Origin of the sequence: Candidatus Limnocylindrus sp., from assembly GCF_040397235.1 — a bacterium.
GTDB lineage: Bacteria > Chloroflexota > Limnocylindria > Limnocylindrales > Limnocylindraceae > Limnocylindrus.
Genome location: NZ_JBBAWH010000001.1, coordinates 246,831 through 267,192 on the forward strand (window position 1 = coordinate 246,831; position 20,362 = coordinate 267,192).

The following is a 20,362-nucleotide window of genomic DNA, read 5'->3' on the forward strand; positions in this document are numbered from 1 at the left end:
CCCTTTCAGCCACGATCCGCGCCGAGGGCCGATAGGATCCGTGCGGCAAGGGCATCATCTACCCCTGCGACCTCGGTGAGAGCCTCAACGGGGGCGGCGGCGATCCCCGCCGCTGATCCGAACCGACGCAGGAGCGCCTTTCGCTTCGTTGGGCCGAGCCCACGGATGCCGTCGAGCCGGCTCGCCGTCGCCGCTCGACTGCGCAGCGTGCGGTGATAGCCGATCGCAAACCGATGTGCCTCATCGCGAAGCCGTTGCAGAAGGCGCAGCCCAGGATCGGTGGCGGGGAGAAGAATCGGCGCGGAGGCGTCGCGCGGCCAGAGCTCTTCGCGCTCCTTGGCAAGACCGACGAGAGGGATTGTTAAACCTGCAGCATCCAGAACGGCGGCGGCGGCAGAGACCTGCCCGCGACCACCATCGATGACAAGAAGGTCGGGCAGGCTCCAAGCGCGTAACTCAGCCTCACCACTCCGTTGGGTCCCATCCGCCACGGATCGGGCGAAGCGACGCGTGAGCGCTTCCGCGTGTGCCGCGAAGTCATCCTGCCCAGTCACCCCCTTAATACGGAAGCGGCGGTACTCCTTCGGCGCAAGCTGACCCTCTTGTGCCACGGTTAGCGACGAGACGGTGAATGCTCCCTGAATAGTGCTCACATCGACGCACTCAATGCGCGCCGGCGATGCATCGAGGTTGAGCGCGACGGCGAGCGCTGAGAGCGCCGCGTCGGCACGCTCACGATCGGCGTCCTCTTCGGCCTCGCGACGAATGAGCCACTCCTCTGCGTTGCGTTCGGCCAGCCGCAGGATCCGCGCCCGATCACCACGCTGCGGCACGCGCATCTCAACGCGACCCTCGCGACGCGCCGAGAGGAACTCAAGGATCTCCGGGTCACTCCGCTCTGCAGCAGTCGCAATTGAGGGTGGGATCTCGCCTGCACGTGCGTAGTAGCTTGCAGCAAAGCCTGCGAGGAGCTCTGAGTCACCTGAATCCCCAGCCTCCACTCGATGCACATCGCGTCCCACCAGTGCTGAGTCACGAATCTGGAAACAGGCGATGGCAATGTGGCGTCCGTGGCGAGCGATCCCCAGCACATCCTCGTCAGGTCGCCCTGAGGTCGGCACCTTCTGTTCGTCAAACGTTGTCTCTAGGGAGAGCACCGCATCGCGGATACGCGCGGCGTCTTCAAACGCTTCGCGCTCGGCGGCAGACTCCATGCGTGTGGTGAGCATGGTGATGGCGGCGCGGGAGCGACCACCGAGGAAGAGTTGCACCCCGTCAATCTCACGCTGGTAGTCGGCCACCGGGATGTTGCCGAGGCAGGGGCCCTGGCAGCGCTTCAAGTCATAGAGGAGACAGGGGCGCTCTAGTGCGCGCTCCATCGGCTTGATTGAGATCTCGCAGGTGCGAAATTGAAAGAGGCGCTTGATCGCCTCCATGGCAGCATTCACCGAACCGGGTGTGGTGTATGGGCCGAAGTAGCGTGAGCCATCGCGCACGAGTCGCCGAGTGCGCTCCACACGTGGATACGGATCTGCCGTGACGCGAATGTAGGGGTAGCTGCGATCGTCACGAAGACGGATGTTGTACTTGGGGAGATGCCGCCGCACGAGTGTGGCCTCGAGGAGGAGCGCCTCCTTCGTGGAGTCGGTGACCGTCCAGTCAAGTGTGGCAACCTCTGCAATCGCATCGCGAATGCGGTGTGCGCCTGGCTCCCCACCCGCCTGCCAGTAGCTGCGAACGCGTTTGGTGAGGTGCGTCGCCTTGCCGACGTAGATGATCTTTCCTGCACTATCCGAGAAGAGGTAGACACCGGGCGCGTCAGGGAGAACCTTGAGCGCCGCCGCGATTGCGTCGGGGACGCTTGGCGCCGGGAGCCGCTCAGGCGCCATCACGCGCCCCAGTACGACCACGGAGTGCCTCGCGGCGATTCAGGATGCGCAGGATCTCGTCGAGCGCCTCGCGGAGCTCGATCACCGCCTCACCAGAGGCGATATCGGCAAGGCCATTCCCTGGCCCAAGGGCGGCGCGGACGGCCACAACACCCTTGCGCAGCGCTGCTCCGTGGGCGTCGCGGAGCTGCGTCGTCCAGGCGCGGTACGGCAGGAATCTGGCTCGGGCGCGTTCGTCACTCAGCTCATCAAGGATTCGCTCAAGGAGTTGCGCCGCGCGCAGTCCGGCTTGGTCGAGTGCTGGATCGGCATGTCGAGGGAGGTGCGCCTCAGCCATCGCTACTCCAGCGAGTGGATCGGCTCGCCCTTCAGCGCAAGGGCGAGATAGCGACCGGTATGGCTGCGCTTCACCTTTACAACCTGCTCAGGCGTCCCCTCTGCGATGAGTTCGCCACCGCGGCTTCCGCCGTCGGGTCCAAGATCGATCACCCAGTCTGCGGTCTTGATCACATCAAGGTTGTGCTCGATCACGATGACGCTGTTGCCGCCATCAACAAGTCGATGCAGAACATGCAGCAGGCGATCGACATCGGCGAAGTGCAGCCCCGTGGTTGGCTCGTCGAGGATGTACATCGTGCGGCCGGTTGAGCGACGGGCTAACTCTGTGGCGAGCTTGACCCGCTGCGCCTCGCCGCCCGAGAGCGTCGTTGCCGACTGCCCGAGGCGGAGATAGCCGAGGCCCACCTCGCTCAGCGTCTTGAGGCGATTACGAATCGCGGGCACTGCGAAGAAGCGCTCGAGCGCATCCTCCACCTGCAGCTCCAGCACATCGGCAATCGTCATCCCCTTCCAGGTCACCTCGAGCGCCTCGCGGTTGTAGCGCTTCCCCTGGCACGTTTCGCAGGGCACGTACACGTCGGGGAGGAACTGCATCTCAATCTGCAAGATGCCGTCGCCAGAACAGGTCTCGCAGCGGCCACCCTTGACGTTGAAGGAGAAGCGGCCGGCCGCATAGCCGCGGAGGCGTGCCTCTTGCGTGGCGGCGAAGAGCTCGCGGATCGGCGTGAAGAGACCGACGTAGGTGGCAGGATTCGAGCGCGGCGTACGGCCGATTGGGCTCTGGTCAATCTCAATCACCTTGTCGATCTCGTCGAGGCCCGTGATCCTATCGTGCGCCCCTGGTCGCTCTTTCGCGCCGTGCAACCTGCGCGCGAGCGCCTTCTGCAGGATGTCGGTGACGAGGGTGCTCTTGCCGCTCCCCGAGACGCCCGTCACGGCAACGAATTCGCCGAGCGGGAAGGCGACGTCGATCTCGCGCAGGTTGTGCTCCCGCGCCCCCTTGACCGTGATCGCCTTGCCACTCCCCTTGCGGCGCGTCTTCGGCACCACCACCGAGCGGTCACCACGAAGGTAGGCGCCAGTAATGGAGTCCTTCGCTTCAAGGAGCTCCTTGAATGTGCCGTTGGAAATCAAGCGACCGCCATGTTCGCCTGCGCCGGGTCCAATATCTACGACCCAGTCGGCCGTACGAATCGTCTCTTCGTCATGCTCAACCACCAGCACCGTATTGCCGAGGTCGCGCAGCCGAATCAGCGTGGCGATCAGGCGAGCGTTATCACGCTGGTGCAGGCCGATCGATGGCTCATCAAGGATGTAGAGGACGCCGACCAACCGTGACCCGATCTGCGTTGCCAGGCGAATGCGCTGTGCCTCGCCGCCCGAGAGCGTGGTAGCAGAGCGATCAACGGTGAGATAGTCGAGGCCAACGTCAACGAGGAAGCCGGCGCGCTCACTGATCTCCTTAATCACCGCCTTGGCGATCGTGCGTTCGCGCTCACCGAGCGCTTTGGAGAGGGTGTTGATCCACGGCACCAGCTCGCCGATCGGCATGGAGGCTACTTCAGCAATATTGCGCCCGTCCACGCGTACGGCGAGGATCTCAGGCTTCAGGCGGCGACCCTTGCAGTCGGGGCAGGGCCTACTCACCATGTAGCGCTCAATCTCTACGCGCACCAACTCTGATTCCGTCTCTTTGTGTCGGCGCTCAAGGTTCGCGATGATCCCCTCAAAGGCAGCCTTATAGGTATTGCTGTAACTCGAGTTCTCGTAGGTCACCGTGTAGCGATCCTCACGCTCGGCGTGCAGCAGGTAGTCGAGTGCACCCTTCGGGAGATCGCCCAGCGGCGTCTTGGGATTCCACTTGTTCGCCTTCATCGCTGCAGTGACCACTTTCAAGTACCAGCTCCCCTCTGGTGAGCGGGACCACGGGATCAAGCCGCCGGTGAGCACCGACTTCTCTGGATCAATCACGCGCTCCTCGTCGACCTCAAGGCGGAAGCCGAGCCCGGTGCAGGTTTCGCAGGCGCCGTGCGGGGAGTTAAAGCTGAACGAACGCGGCTGCAGGTCGTCGATCACCGTACCGTCGTAGGCGCAGCCGAGCTTCTCGCTGAAGAGTCGCTCTTCAAAGGCTGGCTTCTCTTTCTCGGCTGGGGCGGGGGCAACAATGGCGAGTCCCTCTCCCAGTTTGATCGCCGTCTCTACAGAGTCGGCGAGTCGGCTGCGATCAGGGATCGGCAGAGGCTTCCCCTTCTCATCCACGGGATGCTGGACAACAAAGCGATCGACGATGACTTCAATGGAGTGGCGCTTCTTCTTGTCGAGCTTCGGCAGATCATCGGCACTGAGATCGTACTGGACGCCATCAACGCGCACGCGGCTGAATCCGGACTTTCGCGCCGCCTCATACATGCGCTCCCCCTCGCTCTTGCGATCGCGAAGGAGTGGGCCAAGCACGAGGATGCGTGTGCCGTCAGGGAGCTTGAGGATCTCTTCAACGATCTGGTCGAGCGAGACGCGACTGATCGGACGGTCGCACTTTGGGCAGTGCGGGGTTCCGGCACGCGCGTAGAGGAGTCGAAAGTGGTCCCAGATCTCGGTGATCGTGCCGACGGTCGAACGCGGATTGCGCGACGACCCCTTCTGGTCAATAGAGATGGCTGGCGAGAGGCCATCAATGGAATCGACGTCGGGCTTCTCCATCTGCCCAAGGAACTGGCGTGCGTAGGCGGAGAGGCTCTCGACGTAGCGGCGCTGACCTTCGGCGTAGATCGTGTCGAAGGCGAGGCTCGACTTACCCGAGCCAGAGATGCCGGTGACAACGACGAGCTGGTCCCGTGGAATGTCGAGGTCGATTCCCTTGAGGTTGTGCTCGCGGGCGCCGCGAACGGAGATCTTGTTCTGTCCCACCACTACCCCCTTCGCTTCGGCCGCTCGCCGCGGCGCTTGATCACATTCGGCGTCACGCTTGGATCCCAGGTGCGGCGACGTACGGGCGCCTCCGTCACTGGGGCCGAGCCCGCATCGGGGATCGTACCCGTCTCCTCCTCATGCTCGTCACGGAGCCCTGGGAGCCAGTCGGCGGCTGTATCGAGCGCCGGGGCGAGGAGTGTGCGGGCGGCGGCGCCGATCCCCTGCGCGGCTGTCTTTGCGGGACCAGTTCGGCGGCCTCCACCCTGTGCTTCGCGAGCCGCACGCTCTGCTGCGCGCTCAATCGCCGTCGCCGCATCCTCCTCGAGCACCGAGGTTCGGAGCATACGGATCTCATCGCGAATGGCCGCCGCGCGCTCAAACTCGAGTGCCTTGGAGGCGATCTGCATCTGCGCCTCGAGTTGCTTCACGAGCTTCTCGATCTCGCTGCGTCCAACCTCACTCAAGGCACCGCCGCGCTTCCCGCCGGCATAGGTGTCCGCCTTTTCGGCAACGCTCTTGAGCCGATCGTTTAGGTCACGGATCGGCTTCGAGATGGTGGTGGCGGTGATGCCGTGATCGATATTCCACTGCTCCTGGATCGCGCGTCGTCGATCCGTCTCAGAGATCGCCACCTTCATGGACTCGGTCATCTTGTCGGCGTAGAAGACGACCTCGCCCCCCGTATTGCGCGCCGCGCGTCCAACCGTTTGGATGAGTGCCCACGCTGAACGCAGGAAGCCCTCCTTGTCGGCATCGAGAATCGCCACCAGCGTCACCTCAGGAAGGTCGATCCCCTCGCGGAGCAGGTTGATCCCCACGATCACGTCGAAGACGCCGAGGCGCAGGTCGCGCAGGATCTCGATGCGCTCGAGCGTGTCGATCTCGCTATGGAGGTAGCGCACACGGATCCCCGCCTCTTCAAGGTACGACGAGAGCTCTTCGGCCATACGCTTCGTGAGTGTCGTAACGATCACGCGCTCCTTCTTCTTCACGCGACCTTGGATGCGCTCGAGGAGATCGTCAATCTGCCCCTTCGTCGGGAGCACGGTGATGTGAGGGTCGACCACCCCTGTTGGGCGGATCAGCTGTTGCACCACCTTGTCTGCTCGTTCTCGTTCATAGCTGCCAGGCGTTGCCGACACATAGATTGCCTGTCGCACGCTCGTCTCGAACTCCTCAAAGGTGAGTGGTCGATTGTCGAGCGCACTCGGCAGTCGGAAGCCGAAGTCGACGAGGATCTCTTTTCGCGAGCGGTCGTTCTTGTACATGCCCACGACCTGCGGGATGCTCATGTGGCTCTCATCAACGACGAGGAGCCAATCGGCTGGGAAGTAGTCGAGCAGCGTCCATGGTCGGGAGCCGGGCTCACGGCGCGAGAGGTGGCGCGAATAGTTCTCGATCCCTGAACAGAAGCCAACCTCGCGCATCATCTCCAAGTCGAAGGTGGTGCGCTGGCGCAGGCGTGCAGCCTCGAGGACCTTCCCGGTCGCCTCTAGCTCGCGACAACGCCCCTCCATCTCCACCTCAATGTCGCGAATTGCCTCGGAGAGCTTCGCCGCTGGCGTCACATAGTGAGTAGCCGGATAGATCGTCATCTCGTTCCGCTCTGCAAGGATCTCCCCCGTCAGCGGATCCACTTCGGCGATTCGTTCTACCTCGTCACCGAAGAACTCCACACGCAGGATTGTCTCCTCGCCAGCGGGCTGCACCTCGAGCGTGTCGCCGCGCACACGGAACTTGGCGCGGCCGAGGGTGGCATCGTTGCGCTGGTACTGCAGGTCGACGAGGTGGCGCAGGATGGCATCGCGGCGATACTTCCCCGACTTGCGCACCTTGAGCACGGTTGCGCCGTAGTCGACCGGCGCGCCAAGACCGTAGATGCAGGAGACCGACGCCACGATGATCGTGTCGCGACGCTCAAAGAGCGCCTTAGTAGCGGCGTGTCGCAGCTGGTCAATCTCATCATTGCGACTGGAGTCTTTCTCGATGTAGGTGTCTGATCGTGGGAGGTAGGCCTCCGGTTGGTAGTAGTCGAAATAGGAGACGAAGTATTCAACAGCGTTCTCGGGAAAGAACCCCTTCAGCTCGGCATAGAGCTGGGCGGCGAGCGTCTTGTTATGCGCAAGGACGAGCGTTGGCCGCTGCACCTGCTGAATCACGTTGGCAATGGTGAAGGTCTTCCCTGTTCCTGTTGCTCCGAGGAGGACCTGGTGATGGAGTCCATCGGTGAGCCCTTGGACGAGCTCGGTGATGGCGGTTGGCTGGTCACCTGTTGGGACGAAGTCGGAGCGCAAGGCGAAGGGGCGCCCCGCGGAGGGGGCCAGTTCAGCCGTGGGTTCAGTCGATGGATTCACCCTGCAAGCATAGGCGGCGAAGCACGAGGCTCGCCGCACGCACGGTCTCAGGCAGCGGGCCACTCCCGTCAATCGGAGCCGCCCCGATCCCCGCCATCTCCGCAGGGATCCCCGCCTGTGCGGCGTTGCGCACCTGGAACTCATCCACGCTGCCGCCACGGGTCACGAAGCGGTCGCGGCGGACTCCCTCGTCAGCCTGAAGGAAGAGAACGCCGTCGAGCTCCTCGGCAAGCCCAGAGCGCCCGAGCGCGATCGCCTCAACGAGCAAGAGGCGGACCCCCCGTGCCTGCGCATCTCGACTCGCCTCACTGATCGCTTGGCGTACGACCGGCCACTGCAACTCCTCAATGCGGGCCATCACGAACGGGTCGGCAAACGCCCGTGCCGCAAGGAGCTTGGTGTCGAGGCTCCCGTCAGCATGGCGCGCACCTGGCACGGCCGCGAGGATGGCGTCGCGAAGTGGCGCATCGGACGAACGTGCTGCGTGCAGGAGTGCATCCGCATCGACGTGCTCCACAGCGCCGCCAATAGCCTCCTGCAACTCATCGCTCGCGACAAGCGCTGCGGCGAGACTGCTCTTCCCTGACGCAAGAAGGCCACCGAGGCCAACGCGGACGAGTCGACCACTCACTTCGCCACCTCCCCCTCGAGAGCGAGCCACGCCTCTTCGGCCCCTTGAAGCGCCGCCGTAACATCGGCTAGCTCGCTCGCCACCTTTGCTAGTTCGGTATACGAGGCGAGGACGTTCGGGTCAAGCATCGCGAGCTCCAGGTGTCCCTTCCGCAGTCCATGTCGCTCGAGGTCAGACTCAATCGCAGCGCGACGACGGCGCGCCTGCTCCTTGCTGAGCCGCTCCGGCTTCGGCGCCTCACTCTTTTTCGGGGCGGGCGCGGCAACCTTCGGCTGAGGCTTGGTGAGAAGGGTCTGATGTGTCGTGAGGGCGCCTGGCGCACCGAGTCGTCCCGCAACAAGGGCATCGGCGCTCCTCGTGCTCCAACCCGCGGCGACCGCCTCTCGCCACGCGGTGTAGCCACCGTCGAAGGCGGCGACGACGCCATCTTCAACGACCCAGAGCGATGTGCAGATGCGCTCAAGGAGTCGACGATCGTGACTTACAACAAGGAGTGTTCGCTCGCCATCAAGAAGGAATCGCTCGAGCGATTCGCAAGCATCAATGTCGAGGTGGTTCGTCGGCTCGTCGAGCAGGAGCAGGTTTGCAGGCATGAGACCAAGAATGGCGAGCTCTAGCCGACTGCGCTCACCGCCAGAGAGCACCGCGACCTCCTTCCCCACCGCATCACCGCGGAAGAGGAACTTCGCGAGATGTGCCCGCGCTTCAGAAACTTCAACAGGTACGGCGGCACGCAGCGCTTCAAGCACCGTAGCGCCATGGAGTCCTGCGGCGCGGACCTGGGCGAGATACCCAGGCACCACGCCACCGACAATCTCCACGTTTCCGTCGAGGGCTGGGAGGAGGCCAGCGATGGTCTTTAGCAGCGTTGATTTTCCAGCGCCGTTGGGGCCCACGATTCCGACGCGCTCGCCGCGGCGGAGGGCGAGGCTGCGCGCACGGGTGATCTCAACCTGCGCCGGCTCTCGATACCCGATGGACGCCTCGCTAAGCCGCAGCGGCTCTGCAGGACCACGCCCGGCTCCTTCCGCTGCAATTGAAAGCGAGATCGCCTTGCGCTCACGAACGACCGGTTCGATTGCAGCGAGACGGCGCTCATGCTCGTGCATCTTTGCGTACTTGCGATGGCTTCGATACGTCTGAATCAGCTCACGCTCGCGCGCGATCTCCTTCTCGCGACGATCTGCGTCGCGCTCGTCACCCTCATCCGCTGCACCACGCTGCTTCGAATAGGCGCTGTAGTCCCCACGGAAGCGCGTCACATGACGGGCGCGGACCTCCCAGACTCGATTGATGACAGCATCAAGGAAGGCGCGATCGTGGCTGGCGACAATGAGCGCGCCGTTGCGTGCGCGCAGCGCCCCCTCCAGCCACTCAATCGCCTGAATGTCGAGATGGTTGGTCGGCTCGTCGAGTAGAAGAAGGTCTGGATCTGCGATCACGAGTCGCGCCAGCGCGACGCGGGTCTGCTCCCCTCCGGAGAGGCGCGCAGGGGCCTCGTCGTGCCGTGCCGTTGGGAAGCCGAGCCCTCGTAGCGCCGCACCCACCCGGTCTTCCAGGGCGTAGCCATCGGCGGCATCAAATTTTGTCCGCGCCTCGGCGTATTCGGTTGAGCCGGCACGACCATCAAGCTCCATATCGCGAAGTGCAGCGGCCAGGGAGACGATCTCGGAGGCGCCCCCGATCACGGCGTCAATGAGCGTTGGGGCGTTCAGCAGATCGGGGTCCTGCGCCGACTCTTGCGCGAGGAGGCTGATGCGTAAGCCCTTGGCATGCTGCACGCGACCCTGGTCGGGAGACTCAGACCCCGCGACCATCTTGAGGAGGGTCGTCTTCCCTGCCCCGTTCGGGCCAACCAGGCCGATGCGCTCCCCAGCGGCAACGCTCAGCGTCACCTCGTCGAGGATGACGGCGGCGCCGATCTCGCGACGGACATCGCTCAACGTGATGATGCTCATGCCGCCTCCCCCTGGCGCGCCGAGCGCCGCCGCGCCGCAGCACGTTCACTGCGCGTAGCACCAACCGTCTCTGGGGTAACCCGCTCACTCCAGCGGGGTCCGCGCACAGCACGCGACGCCACGGTGCGGCCCGCGCCGCGAGGTGCGCGCTGGCAGGTTCGGCATACATGGGTGCCGCGACCCCCCACGACCGAGCGCTGAATTGCCGCACCACATCGGTGACATGGCTCACCAGTGCGCTGGTAGACGTCGAGTCGCTCCTGCATCTCGCCATCGCCATCTGGTGCGGTGTAGTCGTTGATCGAGGAGCCGCGGGCGGCAACCGCCTCGCTCAGCACGCCGACGATCGCGAGGTGCAGCGCGTCAATCTGAACGGGACGCAACGCATTCGCAGCGGTAAGCGGATGGATCTTCGCGCGCCAGAGCGCCTCATCGGCGTAGATGTTGCCGATGCCCACGATGCAGCGCTGGTCGAGGAGGAGGCTCTTGATGCGCGTTCCACGATGCGCAATGAGTGAGCGCAGGGCCTCTGTGGTGAACGCCGCTGCGAGCGGCTCAACACCATGGTCGGCGAGGAGCGGCGGCGAGTGCGGGTCGAGGCTTGAGGCGGCCTCACCGTCACTTCTCTGCGCGACGAGCGCAACGCGCCCAAACGCACGGACATCCCGGAAGCGAAGCTCACGACCATCGTCCAGCGTGAGCGAGAGGCGAATATAGGGATCCCGTTCCACCGCAGCGGGCAGAACCAGCAGCTGCCCCGTCATTCGCAAGTGCACGAGGAGCAGGATTCCACCGGAGAGCTCAACGATGATCCACTTCGCGCGACGACGCGTGCCGAGGATGCGCCGGCCACGAACCGCATCGGTGAACGAGGGGGCATCAGGGGTCGCAAGATTGCGTTCACGAAAGACGTTGGCGCTAGTGATCGTTGCGCCAGTGACGAGTCGTGCGAGATCACGGACGACCGTCTCAACCTCAGGCAGCTCAGGCACGGGCGGACCACGGCTTCATCTCGTCCCATCGCGGACCACTCTTCACATCAACGGTGAGTGGCACATCCAGCGCGAGTGCCCCCTCCATCGTGTCAACAAGGATTGGCACGAGTCGATCGACTTCACCGTTCGGCACCTCCAGCAGCAGTTCGTCGTGTACCTGCAGCACGAGTCGTGCCGTAAGGCTCGCCTCCGCAAGTCGTGGCGCCAGCCGGATCATGGCGATCTTGATCACATCGGCCGCCGTTCCTTGAATGGGATGGTTGATGGCGGCACGCTCCCCCGCCGCGCGCAGCGCAGGGTTCCCCGCTCGGAGTTCGGGGATCGGCCGGCGGCGCCCGAGCTGCGTCGTGACGGAGCCGTTCGTTCGCGCCTCCTCCTTGATCGTGTCGATGTAGCGACGAATCCCCGGATAGCGCTCGAAGTAACCGGCGATGAATGTCTTTGCCGCCTCACGAGAGATGCCTGCGCGTGTAGCCAAGCCGAAGTCGCCCATGCCGTAGGCAATGCCGAAGTTGACCATCTTCGCCATGGCGCGCTCATCGGCGTCCACATCGGCGGCTGGCTTGCCGAGCACACGAGCGGCGGTCGCACGGTGAATATCCTCTCCGGCGGCAAAGGCGGCGATCAGGTGCTCGTCACGCGTGACGTGCGCCAAGATGCGCAGCTCAATCTGGCTGTAGTCCGCCGCCACCAGCGTGTTCCCCCTCTCCGCAATGAAGGCGTTGCGGATCTTGCGGCCGAGGGCGGTTCGAATCGGAATGTTCTGCAGGTTTGGATCGGTGGAGCTGAGTCGCCCCGTTGCCGCCACCGCCTGCTGGAAGGTGGTGTGCACGCGGCCGTCACCCTCCACGAGCTTCGGGAGCGCCTCCACGTAGGTGCTCTGCAGTTTCGAGACGGTACGCCACTCCATGGCGATCCCAACGATCGGATGCTCCCCCTGGATCTCCTCCAGCACGCTCGCATCGGTCGACCAGGCGCCCGTCTTTGTCTTCTTCCCCTTCGGTAGGCTCAGCTCCACAAAGAGGATTTCGCCGAGCTGCTTCGGCGAGCCGAGCGCAACAGGGTGACCAACGGCCTGCTCGGACTCACGCTCGAGGCGCGCGATCTCTGCAGTGAATGCCGTGCTCAGCTCACTCAGCGCGGAGCGATCAACGGCGACGCCGGCGATCTCCATACGTGCGAGCACTTCGACCAGCGGCAACTCGATCTCGCGATAGAGGCGCAGCGTTCCCGCCTCGCGCAACTCTTCGGCGAGGGGGCCGCGCGACGCTCTTGTCACGAGCGCAGCAAGAACCGCCTCCTGCAGCGGCTCGAGCCGGTCAGGGAGGTCGGCGCCGAGTCGCGCGGAGGCAACCTCCACGAGTCCCGGGTTGCGCATGGTGACATTCGCGATCCAGGTGGCCAGCGCTACGTCATCAACAAGGTGCGGCGAGGCGTCTGGTCGAATGCTCACCATGGCGCCAATCAGACCCTTCACGCCGAGGCCGGCAATCTCACGCGTAGAGCTCGCCAGCGATTCAAGAAGTGCGTGCACCACGGCGCCATCGTCGGCGGCGAGAATGGTCCCCGCGTCATCGACGATCGCGATCGCCAGCTCGGCCTCTGGGCCACGTCGGTCCGCACCCACACCACCAATGGCGAGGTGCCCCTGCGGCGAAAGGCCGCGGAACGCATCTCGCGCCTCGTCAGCGGCGCGCAGGACGCGAATCCCCGCCGCGGCGAGCTCGCCACGCTTCACCTGTTCGATCTTGGAGTGGGCATCCGATTCGTCTGTGGCGCTACTCGCCGCTTGGGTTGATCGACCCGCAGCGGTATTCCCCGCCGTCACCGCATCGAAGTTGAATCCGAGTTGTAGGTCGCTCCCAACTGTCGCCTTCGGCGCAGTCTTTGCGACAGGTGCAGCAGAGCCTCGCAGCGCGGCACCCGCCGCCGCGGCGCTGACCGCAGCGTTCGCGGCGAGGCGATCCTCACCGGCGAGTGGCGGGAGTCGCTGCGCGAGTGCGCGGAACTCAAGGTCGCGGAAGAGGGCGAGCGCCGCTTCGCGGTCATACACCCCAATTTCGCCACCCGTGGCCGGCAGGGTGAGTGGCGCATCGCGATCGATGGTCATCAGCCCTTGGCCGGCAAATGCCGCATCACGGTTCGCAGCGAGCGACTCTCGGATGCGCACAGGCTCGACCTCATCGAGACGCGCGTAGAGCTGCTCTAGCGAGCCGAAGCTTGCAATCAACTTAGAGGCGGTCTTCTCGCCCACGCCTGGAACACCTGGAATGTTGTCCGAACTGTCTCCCTTCAGCGACTTAAAGTCCACCATCTGCTCTGGGGTGAGGCCGTACCGCGCGAAGACTCGCTCTGGATCGTATTCAACGATCGCATCAGCGCCACCCTTGGCGGTGTGCATCAGGTGCACCTTTTTGGTGACCAGCTGCAACATGTCGAGGTCCCCCGAGACGATGTGCACCTCCCAACCGTCGCGCTCCGCGGCGGTGGCGATGGTGCCGATCACGTCATCCGCCTCGTACCCCGTTGCCTCAAGGAGCGGCAGCCCCAACGCCGCAACAAGGTCTCGAACGATCGGCACCTGCGAGCGCAACTCATCCGGCATCGATGGCCGCTGTGCCTTGTACGCGGGGAACCGCTCATGTCGATAGGTGGTGCCCGGGGCATCGAAGGCCACAATGGCACGCTCGGGATCAAGGTCGGCCATCGTCCTCAGCAGGATGCTGGTGAAGCCGTACGCGGCGTTGGTCAGCTGCCCACGGCTATTCGCCAGCGGTGGCAGCGCATGGAAGGCGCGATAGATCAGCCCATAGGCATCAACGAGGAGGAGTCGGCGCTTGGTTGGCATACCGCGAGGGTACCGCAGGAGTGCAGAGCCCTTCGGCTAGGCGCGTCGCCTCCGCACGCTCACGAAGACCACCGCAAGGCTCCCCGTCAGCAGAAGCAGAGCGGCTCCAGAGACGATGGTGGCGCCATCGAGCGTCCCCGATGCGAGGATCTCGTCGCTCGTGCCGTCCGCCTTCACCTCCATCGAGGCGTCGGGCGCGAGGCTCGATGCGAGGGGGTCGGCGCCAGTCTCCATTCGCGCGGCGCTCTCAGCGCTGCCCGCCAACTGACCAGCAACGCCCCCAAGAAGGAGTGCGCCGGAGAGTGCGGCGCCCGCGAGGGCACCACGCGGCGCGGCGCTCAGCCAGCCGAAGAGGGCCGATCGCCAGCCGCTTGCAGCGCGCTGGGCTCGAGCCTCGGCGATACGTGCAATCTCGCTGCGCAGGGCGGGGTTGGCGAAGGGGTCGCGGGCACGGCGGGGCTCACCAGCGCGATAGGCGCTCAGCGGATCGTGCTCAGGGGTGCCAGAGGCGTTATTCATCTCGCTCTCCCAACGATAACGGTGCCCCAGCGGTTCCCGGCCGCAGGTCGGCGAGAAGGCGACGCAGCTCCTCGCGCCCTCGGCTGATGCGGCTCTTAATGGTCCCCACCGATACCCCCGTCAGATCAGCGATCTCTGCATAGTCATAGCCATCGACGTCGTAGAGGAGGATCGCCCGGCGTCGCTCCTCTGGGATCGCTCCGAGGGCGGTAGCCAGAGCGGCGGCGAGCTCGCTCGCCTCGGCACGCTGCGCCGGATCAGAGGCCGCCCCCGCCTGCGGCTCTGCCGCAACGCGCTCACGGTGCGCACCCTCCCCCGCCTCCTCGTGCGTTTCGCTGGCGAATGGGAGCGTCGGGTGTCGGCGCTCACGTCGCATGAGGTCGCGCGCGGCGTTCTCCACGATCCGCACGAACCATCCCCGAAGGTTGGTCGGCGCGACCCGGTCAAGGGAGCGGTACGCCGAGAGGAGTCCAGCCTGCAGGGCGTCGTCGGCGCTCGCCTCGCTCCCCGTGATGCGCAGGGCCATCCGCCACGCCAGATCGAGATCGGGGGTGAAGAGGTCGCGGAAGGCATCCTGGGAGCCCGCTCGTGCGGCGGCGAGCAGCGCCGTACGCTCCGCCCCCTCGCCTCCGCCTGCTCTACCGCCTCGTGTCATGTGCCTAGTGTGCCGCGCCGCTAGGATCTATGGGTGCCGAAGTGGCGAAATGGCAGACGCAACCGACTCAAAATCGGTCGACTGAAAGGTCATGTGGGTTCGACTCCCACCTTCGGTACCAAAGCCACCGCCCCGCTACGATAGGGGGGCCGAAGTGGCGAAATGGCAGACGCATCCGACTTAAAATCGGCCGGTCGATGAGATCATGCGGGTTCGAGTCCCGCCTTCGGCACCAACCACATCGCAGGGAGGCAACATGAGCGAGAAGGCATTCACACCGCGCGCTGATCGCCCTACCCTCATGCGCGAACATGGCGCCGCTCGCGCAAAGCGCGCCGCTGCAGCCGCCGGCTCAGCTGAATGGCGTACCGCCGCTGCGGAGGTCGCAGCAATTGAGGTAGAACTTGCGAAGTTTGAGGCGCTGCGCGTTGCGCCAGCCCGAGTTGCTCGACCCGAGGCGAAGGGTAAGTAACTGCCCGTTGGCTTAGCGGCCGAGGATCGCCCCAACGACTAGCCCAACAAAGAGTGCTCCCATTGCCGGGCGCGAGGCGAGGAAGGCCGCACCAACATGCCAGAGCGGCCAGAGCGGATATCCCGCGGGTGGGGCGGCTGGACGCGGCGCAGCAACAATCTTCAGTGCCGGTAGCGCAGAGATCGCGCCGAGTCCGGCGAGTGGCGCCACGAACCACGGGAAGATTCCGACTGCAGGGATCGCAAAGATCGCGATCCCCAGATAGCCAGCAGAGATCAGCACCGTTGTGAATACACGCGCACGGCGCTCACCGATGCGAACGACGAAGGTCTTCACGCCGCGCGAACCGTCTGCCTCGATCTTGTCGAGATGCTTGCCGAAGAGCACGGCGGTGACAAAGAGTGCCCATGGCAGCGTCGCGATCAACGCGATCGCATCAACGGAGCCAGTTGCTGCGAGGTAGGTTCCCCCTCCCATGAGTGGACCCCAAACGATGAAGGCGGAGAGCTCACCGAGACCACGTCGCTTGAAGCGCAGTGGTGGATCGGTGTAGCCCCACGAGAGGATCAGGCCGGCGATCGCAAATGCGCCGATGAGTGGTTCGTTTCGGACGACCATGGTGAAGCCACCGAGGATTGCGGCCAGGGCGGTCAGCACGCCGATCGCAACAAGTAGCGTGCGGCTCGACATAGCACCTGAGGCGATCGGATGTGGCGAGTAGTCGGCGCGCGGGTAGCCGGGTCGATCGAGGCCGTCGTGGTAATCACGCCAGTCATTCGCCAGGTTGTTTGCCGCGTGGGCCAGGTTCGCGCCGAGGAATGCGGCGAAGCCGAGGAGGATGCCGCTGACGGTGCTTCCGCCGAACGAGACATCACTGATCTTGCCGCTCCACCAGGCGAAGAGGAGGCCTTGGCCCGCGCCGAGAATCGTCAGCGGAAGGACCGAGGCGCGCGTCAGCAGCAGTGCTCGCGCGACGACCGACATGGTGCGCCAATCAACGCCCTCTGGGGCCGACTGTCGCAGGAGGACGGAGGCGTAATCTTTGCTGCTCATGCCCCTATTCTCCCCTCTTCTGCATAAACCTGCAGGGCCGGATCTTCCTCAGGTTGCGGGGGAGATCAGCTCCAATTCGATCCCATCGCCGCCCACGCGGTCGCGCAGGATCGCGGGAAGGCCCGCATCCCATGCGACACCGTTGCGCTGCTCCATCGGCAAGAGTTGGGCGCCACCCCCCTGCGGGATATGCACCACCACACGGGTCGCCCCTGGTCGCGCACGGAGCTCCCCCTTCACGATCTCCATGGCGCGAATCGTCTCCTCAACGGACTGGCGCGCCTTGAACTTGATATGCAGCACCGCGCCTGCGGGAATCTCTGCCGGATCAGGATTTGACATGGCCCCTGCGAGCGGCTCTGCAGGTGGCGCCTCGACCGCGACTGACGCATCAAATTCGGCGGGTGCGCGCTCCGGCATGAGTGGTGCGCCCGCCTCCATCCCCTCAGGGACCATGCCCGCCGGAATCCCGCCGTTTGGGAGCGGCGCAACAAAGCGCTTTGCGAAGCGTCGCCCCCCGCTCGAAACGGTGAGCTTGGAGCGGACTGCATCGGCGCTGAGGCGCGTCGCCTCCTCCCACGGAACGACGGACTCAACGAGCAGCGACCACTCCTCACCGCGCTGCTCGGTGCGACCGGCGATGAGAATCCCCTCGCCCTCGATCCAGGAGCTCTTCGTCGACTCCCACACCTGCGGGAAGGCCACGACCTCCATGCTCCCCGTGAGATCTTCCACGGTGATGATCGCCATTGCGGCACCCTTCTTCGTCACCATCTGCCGAATGCTCAAGACGATGGCGCCGAGTGTCGCCGTCTCATCGCGGAACGACTCATCGCTAAAGTCGCCAACAAAGGTGCCCACATACGGCTGCATCGCTGGCGCAAGAGCATTCATTGGGTGATCACTGAGATAGACGCCCATCAGCTCGCGCTCCCAGCGCAGCCGTTCGCGCGTCGAGGCCTCTGTGACGTGTGGGAGTGCGGGGATCCCCGCCCCAGCGAGCTCAGGCATCGCATCGAAGAGACCGACCTGCCCAGCCGCACGCTCGCGCTGCGCACTGGAGCCGCCGGAGATCGCGTCGTCAAGGGCGAGCAGGATCTGCGCTGGATGGCCGAAGCGGCGGAGCGCTCCAACCTTCGCCAGTGCCTCAAGGACGCGCTTGTTCGCAAGGCGCAGGTCAATGCGTTCGCAGAACTCCTGCAGCGAGGCCGCCTGCTCCCCCACTTCGCGCGCCGCAACGATCGACTCGGCGGCAGTAGCGCCGACATTCTTGACCCCTAAGAGGCCGAAGCGGATCGCCTCTCCCTCTGGCTCAAAGTCAAGATTTGAGAAGTCAACGTCTGGGGGGAGCACTGGGATGCCAAGGCGGCGGCACTCGGCAATTGCTGCGGCGACCTTCTCCTCCTTGCTGCGGAAGGCATTCAGCACGCTGGTCATGTACTCCACGGTGTAGTTCGCCTTGAGGTACGCGGTTTGGTAGGCGATCAGGCCGTAGCAGGTCGCATGGGCCTTGTTGAATCCGTAGTTTGCGAACGGCTCAAATGCCTCGAATACCTTTTCGATTGTGGCGCGTGCGACCCCCCGCTCGGCGGCGCTCGTGATGAACTCTTGCTTCAAGCCCGCAAGGACATCCTCTTTCTTCTTGCGCACCGCGTATCCCAGCGTGTCCGCCTTCGGGCCCGAGAAGCCACCGAGCGCAGAGGCCGCGGCCATGATGTCCTCCTGGTAGACGAAGACGCCGTACGTTCGCTTGAGGAACGGCTCAAGGAGGGGGTGCAGATACGTCACCGCCTCCTGGCCGTGCTTGCGGCGGATGTAGGTCGGAATGTTCGCCATTGGCCCGGGCCGATAGAGCGCGACCATGGCGGCTAGGTCGTAGACGCTCGTCGGGCGCAACTCCTTGATATAGCGGCGCATGCCGGGCGACTCGAGCTGGAAGATTCCGGTCGTCTCGCCTGAGGCGAGGAGAGCGAACGTCTTCGCGTCATCCAACGGAATCTTGTCGAGATCAATCTCAATGCCGCGGGTCTCTCGAATACGATCCACCGCCGTGCGGAGGATCGTGAGGTTCGCTAGGCCGAGGAAGTCGAACTTCAACAGGCCGAGCGCCTCTACGCCGTGCATCTCGATCTGGGTCATGACCCCCTCGGAGTTCGTCGCGCGCTGGAGCGCCATGATCTCGGTAAGGGGCTCGCGGCTGATCACCACGCCGGCGGCGTGCGTTGAGGCGTTCCGCACCACCCCCTCTAGTTGCTCAGCGAGACCGATGAGCTGGCTGTACTCCGTGCCATCGGCGTAGGCTGCAAATTCTGGGGACTTTCGCGCCTGGGCAAGGCTGATGTTGACGAGGGCTGGCACCGATTTCGCAATACGGTCAACCTCGCTGTAGCTCTTCCCAAGCACGCGACCCACGTCGCGGATCGAGGCGCGCGCCGCCATCGTGCCGAAGGTGATGATCTGGGCGACACGGTCTTCCCCGTACTTTTGCGAGACGTAGCGAATCACCTCGTCACGGCGACCATCTTCAAAGTCGATGTCAATATCGGGCATGGTCACGCGGTCCTCGTTCAGGAATCGCTCGAACGGAAGCTCGTAGTGCAGCGGATCTACGGGCGTGATGCCGAGCGCGTAGGTCACGATCGACCCAGGCGCACTGCCTCGGCAGGTGGTGGCAATCCCCTGCTCTCGAGCGAAGCGCACGAAGTCGGCCACGATAAGGAAATAGGCGGCGTACCCCATTTTGATGATCACGTTGAGTTCGTACTCGAGCCGCGTACGTGCGGTGTCGCTCGGCGTGCCGAATCGACGGACGAGCCCACGCTCGGCCTCCTTGGTAAGCCAGGTCTCGACGCTCTCGCCCTCTGGCACCTCGATGTCTGGAACGCGCGTTGTGCCGAGTTCTAGGCTGAAGTCCACCATCTCGGCGATGAGCCGCGTGTTCTTGAGCAGCTCCGGGCGATCAGGGAAGAGGGCCGCCATCTGCTCTGAAGACTTGAGGTAGAAGTCGCCAGAACCAAACTTCATGCGACCCGGTGTCTCAAGGTTGCTCGCCGTGCCGATGCAGAGGAGCACGTCGTGCGCATCACGCTGGTCGGCGCGGACGTAGTGCAGGTCGTTCGTCAACACGAGCGGCAGACCCACTTCGGGGGCGAGACGGAAGAGCTGCTCGTTCAGGCGACGCTGCTCGGGGAGTCCGTGATCTTGCACCTCAAGGAAGAAGCGCCCCTTCCCAAAGATTTCGCCGTACTTCCCAGCGAGCGCGCGCGCGTGCTCCCAGTCATCAACCTCCAGCGCGCGTGCGATCTCGCCGTTCAAGCAGCCCGAGAGTCCGACGAGGCCCTCGGCGTGCCGCGCAAGATGGTCGTGGTCGGTACGCGGCTTGTAGTAGAGCCCATCGAGATGTGCGTCGGTCACGATCCGGCAGAGGTTGCGATAGCCCGTTGCGCTCGTCGCGAGGGCAATGAGGTGGAACGGCTGCTGATCGGCCTTCCCCTCCTTGTCGCGCATCCCACGGCGAGCGACGTACGTCTCAACGCCGATGATCGGCTTAATCCCGTGCTTCTTCGCCGCCTGGACGAACTGGACCGAGCCGTAGAGGGCGCCGTGGTCGGTGAGGGCGATGGAGTCCATCCCGAGGCGCTTCGTCTCCTCCATCAGCGCCTCCAGGTTGCTCATGCCATCGAGCAGGCTGAACTCGCTGTGGACGTGAAGGTGCGTGAAATTAGTCTTGGCGCTCACG

Annotated in this window: 12 protein-coding genes, 2 tRNA genes and 1 pseudogene; 3 read left to right on the forward strand and 12 right to left on the reverse strand. The window is 64.5% G+C overall.

Features of this window, described 5'->3' with window-relative positions; genetic code table 11:
- Positions 1 to 5: 5 nt before the first annotated feature.
- The 10 genes and pseudogenes from uvrC to AC3LB0_RS01340 form a co-directional block, all read right to left on the reverse strand.
- Entirely contained in the window at positions 6 to 1,889 is a 1,884-nt protein-coding gene (gene uvrC, locus AC3LB0_RS01295; RefSeq protein WP_488649363.1) for an excinuclease ABC subunit UvrC, read from the reverse strand.
- Entirely contained in the window at positions 1,879 to 2,226 is a 348-nt protein-coding gene (locus tag AC3LB0_RS01300) for a hypothetical protein (protein WP_488649364.1), read from the reverse strand. The genes uvrC and AC3LB0_RS01300 overlap by 11 nt, the downstream gene beginning before the upstream one ends.
- A gap of 2 nt (positions 2,227 to 2,228) precedes the next feature.
- A complete protein-coding gene (gene uvrA, locus AC3LB0_RS01305) occupies positions 2,229 to 5,135 on the reverse strand; it encodes an excinuclease ABC subunit UvrA (protein ID WP_488649365.1) in 2,907 nt (968 codons plus the stop codon).
- A 329-nt stretch (positions 5,136 to 5,464) separates the two neighbouring features.
- Positions 5,465 to 7,462: pseudogene (uvrB, locus tag AC3LB0_RS01310) on the reverse strand (excinuclease ABC subunit UvrB); the annotation flags it as partial.
- 13 nt (positions 7,463 to 7,475) lie between these two features.
- Positions 7,476 to 8,123 carry a dephospho-CoA kinase gene (locus tag AC3LB0_RS01315; RefSeq protein WP_488649366.1) on the reverse strand — a complete coding sequence of 216 codons (648 nt, stop codon included), beginning with the start codon at positions 8,121 to 8,123 and terminating at the stop codon, positions 7,476 to 7,478.
- Positions 8,120 to 10,081 (reverse strand): ABC-F family ATP-binding cassette domain-containing protein, encoded by a 1,962-nt coding sequence (locus AC3LB0_RS01320; RefSeq protein WP_488649367.1) that lies wholly within the window; start codon positions 10,079 to 10,081, stop codon positions 8,120 to 8,122. Before AC3LB0_RS01320 ends, AC3LB0_RS01315 begins: the two co-directional genes overlap by 4 nt.
- A complete protein-coding gene (gene mutM / locus AC3LB0_RS01325; RefSeq protein ID WP_488649368.1) occupies positions 10,078 to 11,073 on the reverse strand; it encodes a bifunctional DNA-formamidopyrimidine glycosylase/DNA-(apurinic or apyrimidinic site) lyase in 996 nt (331 codons plus the stop codon). Before mutM ends, AC3LB0_RS01320 begins: the two co-directional genes overlap by 4 nt.
- Positions 11,066 to 13,924, reverse strand: coding sequence for a DNA polymerase I (polA, locus tag AC3LB0_RS01330; protein ID WP_488649369.1), 2,859 nt, complete (start codon positions 13,922 to 13,924; stop codon positions 11,066 to 11,068). Before polA ends, mutM begins: the two co-directional genes overlap by 8 nt.
- A 36-nt stretch (positions 13,925 to 13,960) precedes the next feature.
- The gene (locus AC3LB0_RS01335; protein WP_488649370.1) at positions 13,961 to 14,443 is read right to left on the reverse strand and encodes a hypothetical protein; all 483 of its coding nucleotides are present in this window, start codon (positions 14,441 to 14,443) and stop codon (positions 13,961 to 13,963) included.
- Complete coding sequence (locus AC3LB0_RS01340; RefSeq protein WP_488649371.1) at positions 14,436 to 15,098, reverse strand: RNA polymerase sigma factor; 663 nt, start codon at positions 15,096 to 15,098, stop codon at positions 14,436 to 14,438. Before AC3LB0_RS01340 ends, AC3LB0_RS01335 begins: the two co-directional genes overlap by 8 nt.
- Before the next feature lie 35 nt (positions 15,099 to 15,133).
- On the opposite strand from AC3LB0_RS01340, the gene AC3LB0_RS01345 reads away from it, so the two are divergent.
- From AC3LB0_RS01345 to AC3LB0_RS01355, 3 genes are all read left to right on the forward strand, one after another.
- Positions 15,134 to 15,219 (forward strand) — tRNA-Leu (locus AC3LB0_RS01345).
- A 27-nt stretch (positions 15,220 to 15,246) separates the two neighbouring features.
- Positions 15,247 to 15,333 (forward strand) — tRNA-Leu (locus tag AC3LB0_RS01350).
- Between the two features lie 21 nt (positions 15,334 to 15,354).
- Positions 15,355 to 15,570 (forward strand): hypothetical protein, encoded by a 216-nt coding sequence (locus AC3LB0_RS01355; protein ID WP_488649372.1) that lies wholly within the window; start codon positions 15,355 to 15,357, stop codon positions 15,568 to 15,570.
- Between the two features lie 12 nt (positions 15,571 to 15,582).
- Here the strand turns inward: AC3LB0_RS01355 and AC3LB0_RS01360 are convergent, their stop codons facing one another.
- Together AC3LB0_RS01360 and AC3LB0_RS01365 are read right to left on the reverse strand one after the other, a co-directional pair.
- Entirely contained in the window at positions 15,583 to 16,623 is a 1,041-nt protein-coding gene (locus tag AC3LB0_RS01360) for a prenyltransferase (RefSeq protein ID WP_488649373.1), read from the reverse strand.
- Between the two features lie 48 nt (positions 16,624 to 16,671).
- Positions 16,672 to 20,361, reverse strand: a complete 3,690-nt coding sequence (locus tag AC3LB0_RS01365) for a DNA polymerase III subunit alpha (protein ID WP_488649374.1) — start codon at positions 20,359 to 20,361, stop codon at positions 16,672 to 16,674.
- Between the last annotated feature and the right edge of the window lies 1 nt (position 20,362).

What these genes read in the sequence shown, in the direction of transcription:
- AC3LB0_RS01300 (WP_488649364.1), bottom strand. Translation starts at nt 2,226, where the DNA reads ATGGCTGAGGCGCACCTCCCTCGACATGCCGATCCAGCACTCGACCAA.
- polA (WP_488649369.1), bottom strand. Translation starts at nt 13,924, where the DNA reads ATGCCAACCAAGCGCCGACTCCTCCTCGTTGATGCCTATGGGCTGATC.
- AC3LB0_RS01320 (WP_488649367.1), bottom strand. Translation starts at nt 10,081, where the DNA reads ATGAGCATCATCACGTTGAGCGATGTCCGTCGCGAGATCGGCGCCGCC.
- uvrC (WP_488649363.1), bottom strand. Translation starts at nt 1,889, where the DNA reads ATGGCGCCTGAGCGGCTCCCGGCGCCAAGCGTCCCCGACGCAATCGCG.
- AC3LB0_RS01355 (WP_488649372.1), top strand. Translation starts at nt 15,355, where the DNA reads ATGAGCGAGAAGGCATTCACACCGCGCGCTGATCGCCCTACCCTCATG.
- AC3LB0_RS01340 (WP_488649371.1), bottom strand. Translation starts at nt 15,098, where the DNA reads ATGACACGAGGCGGTAGAGCAGGCGGAGGCGAGGGGGCGGAGCGTACG.
- AC3LB0_RS01335 (WP_488649370.1), bottom strand. Translation starts at nt 14,443, where the DNA reads ATGAATAACGCCTCTGGCACCCCTGAGCACGATCCGCTGAGCGCCTAT.
- AC3LB0_RS01360 (WP_488649373.1), bottom strand. Translation starts at nt 16,623, where the DNA reads ATGAGCAGCAAAGATTACGCCTCCGTCCTCCTGCGACAGTCGGCCCCA.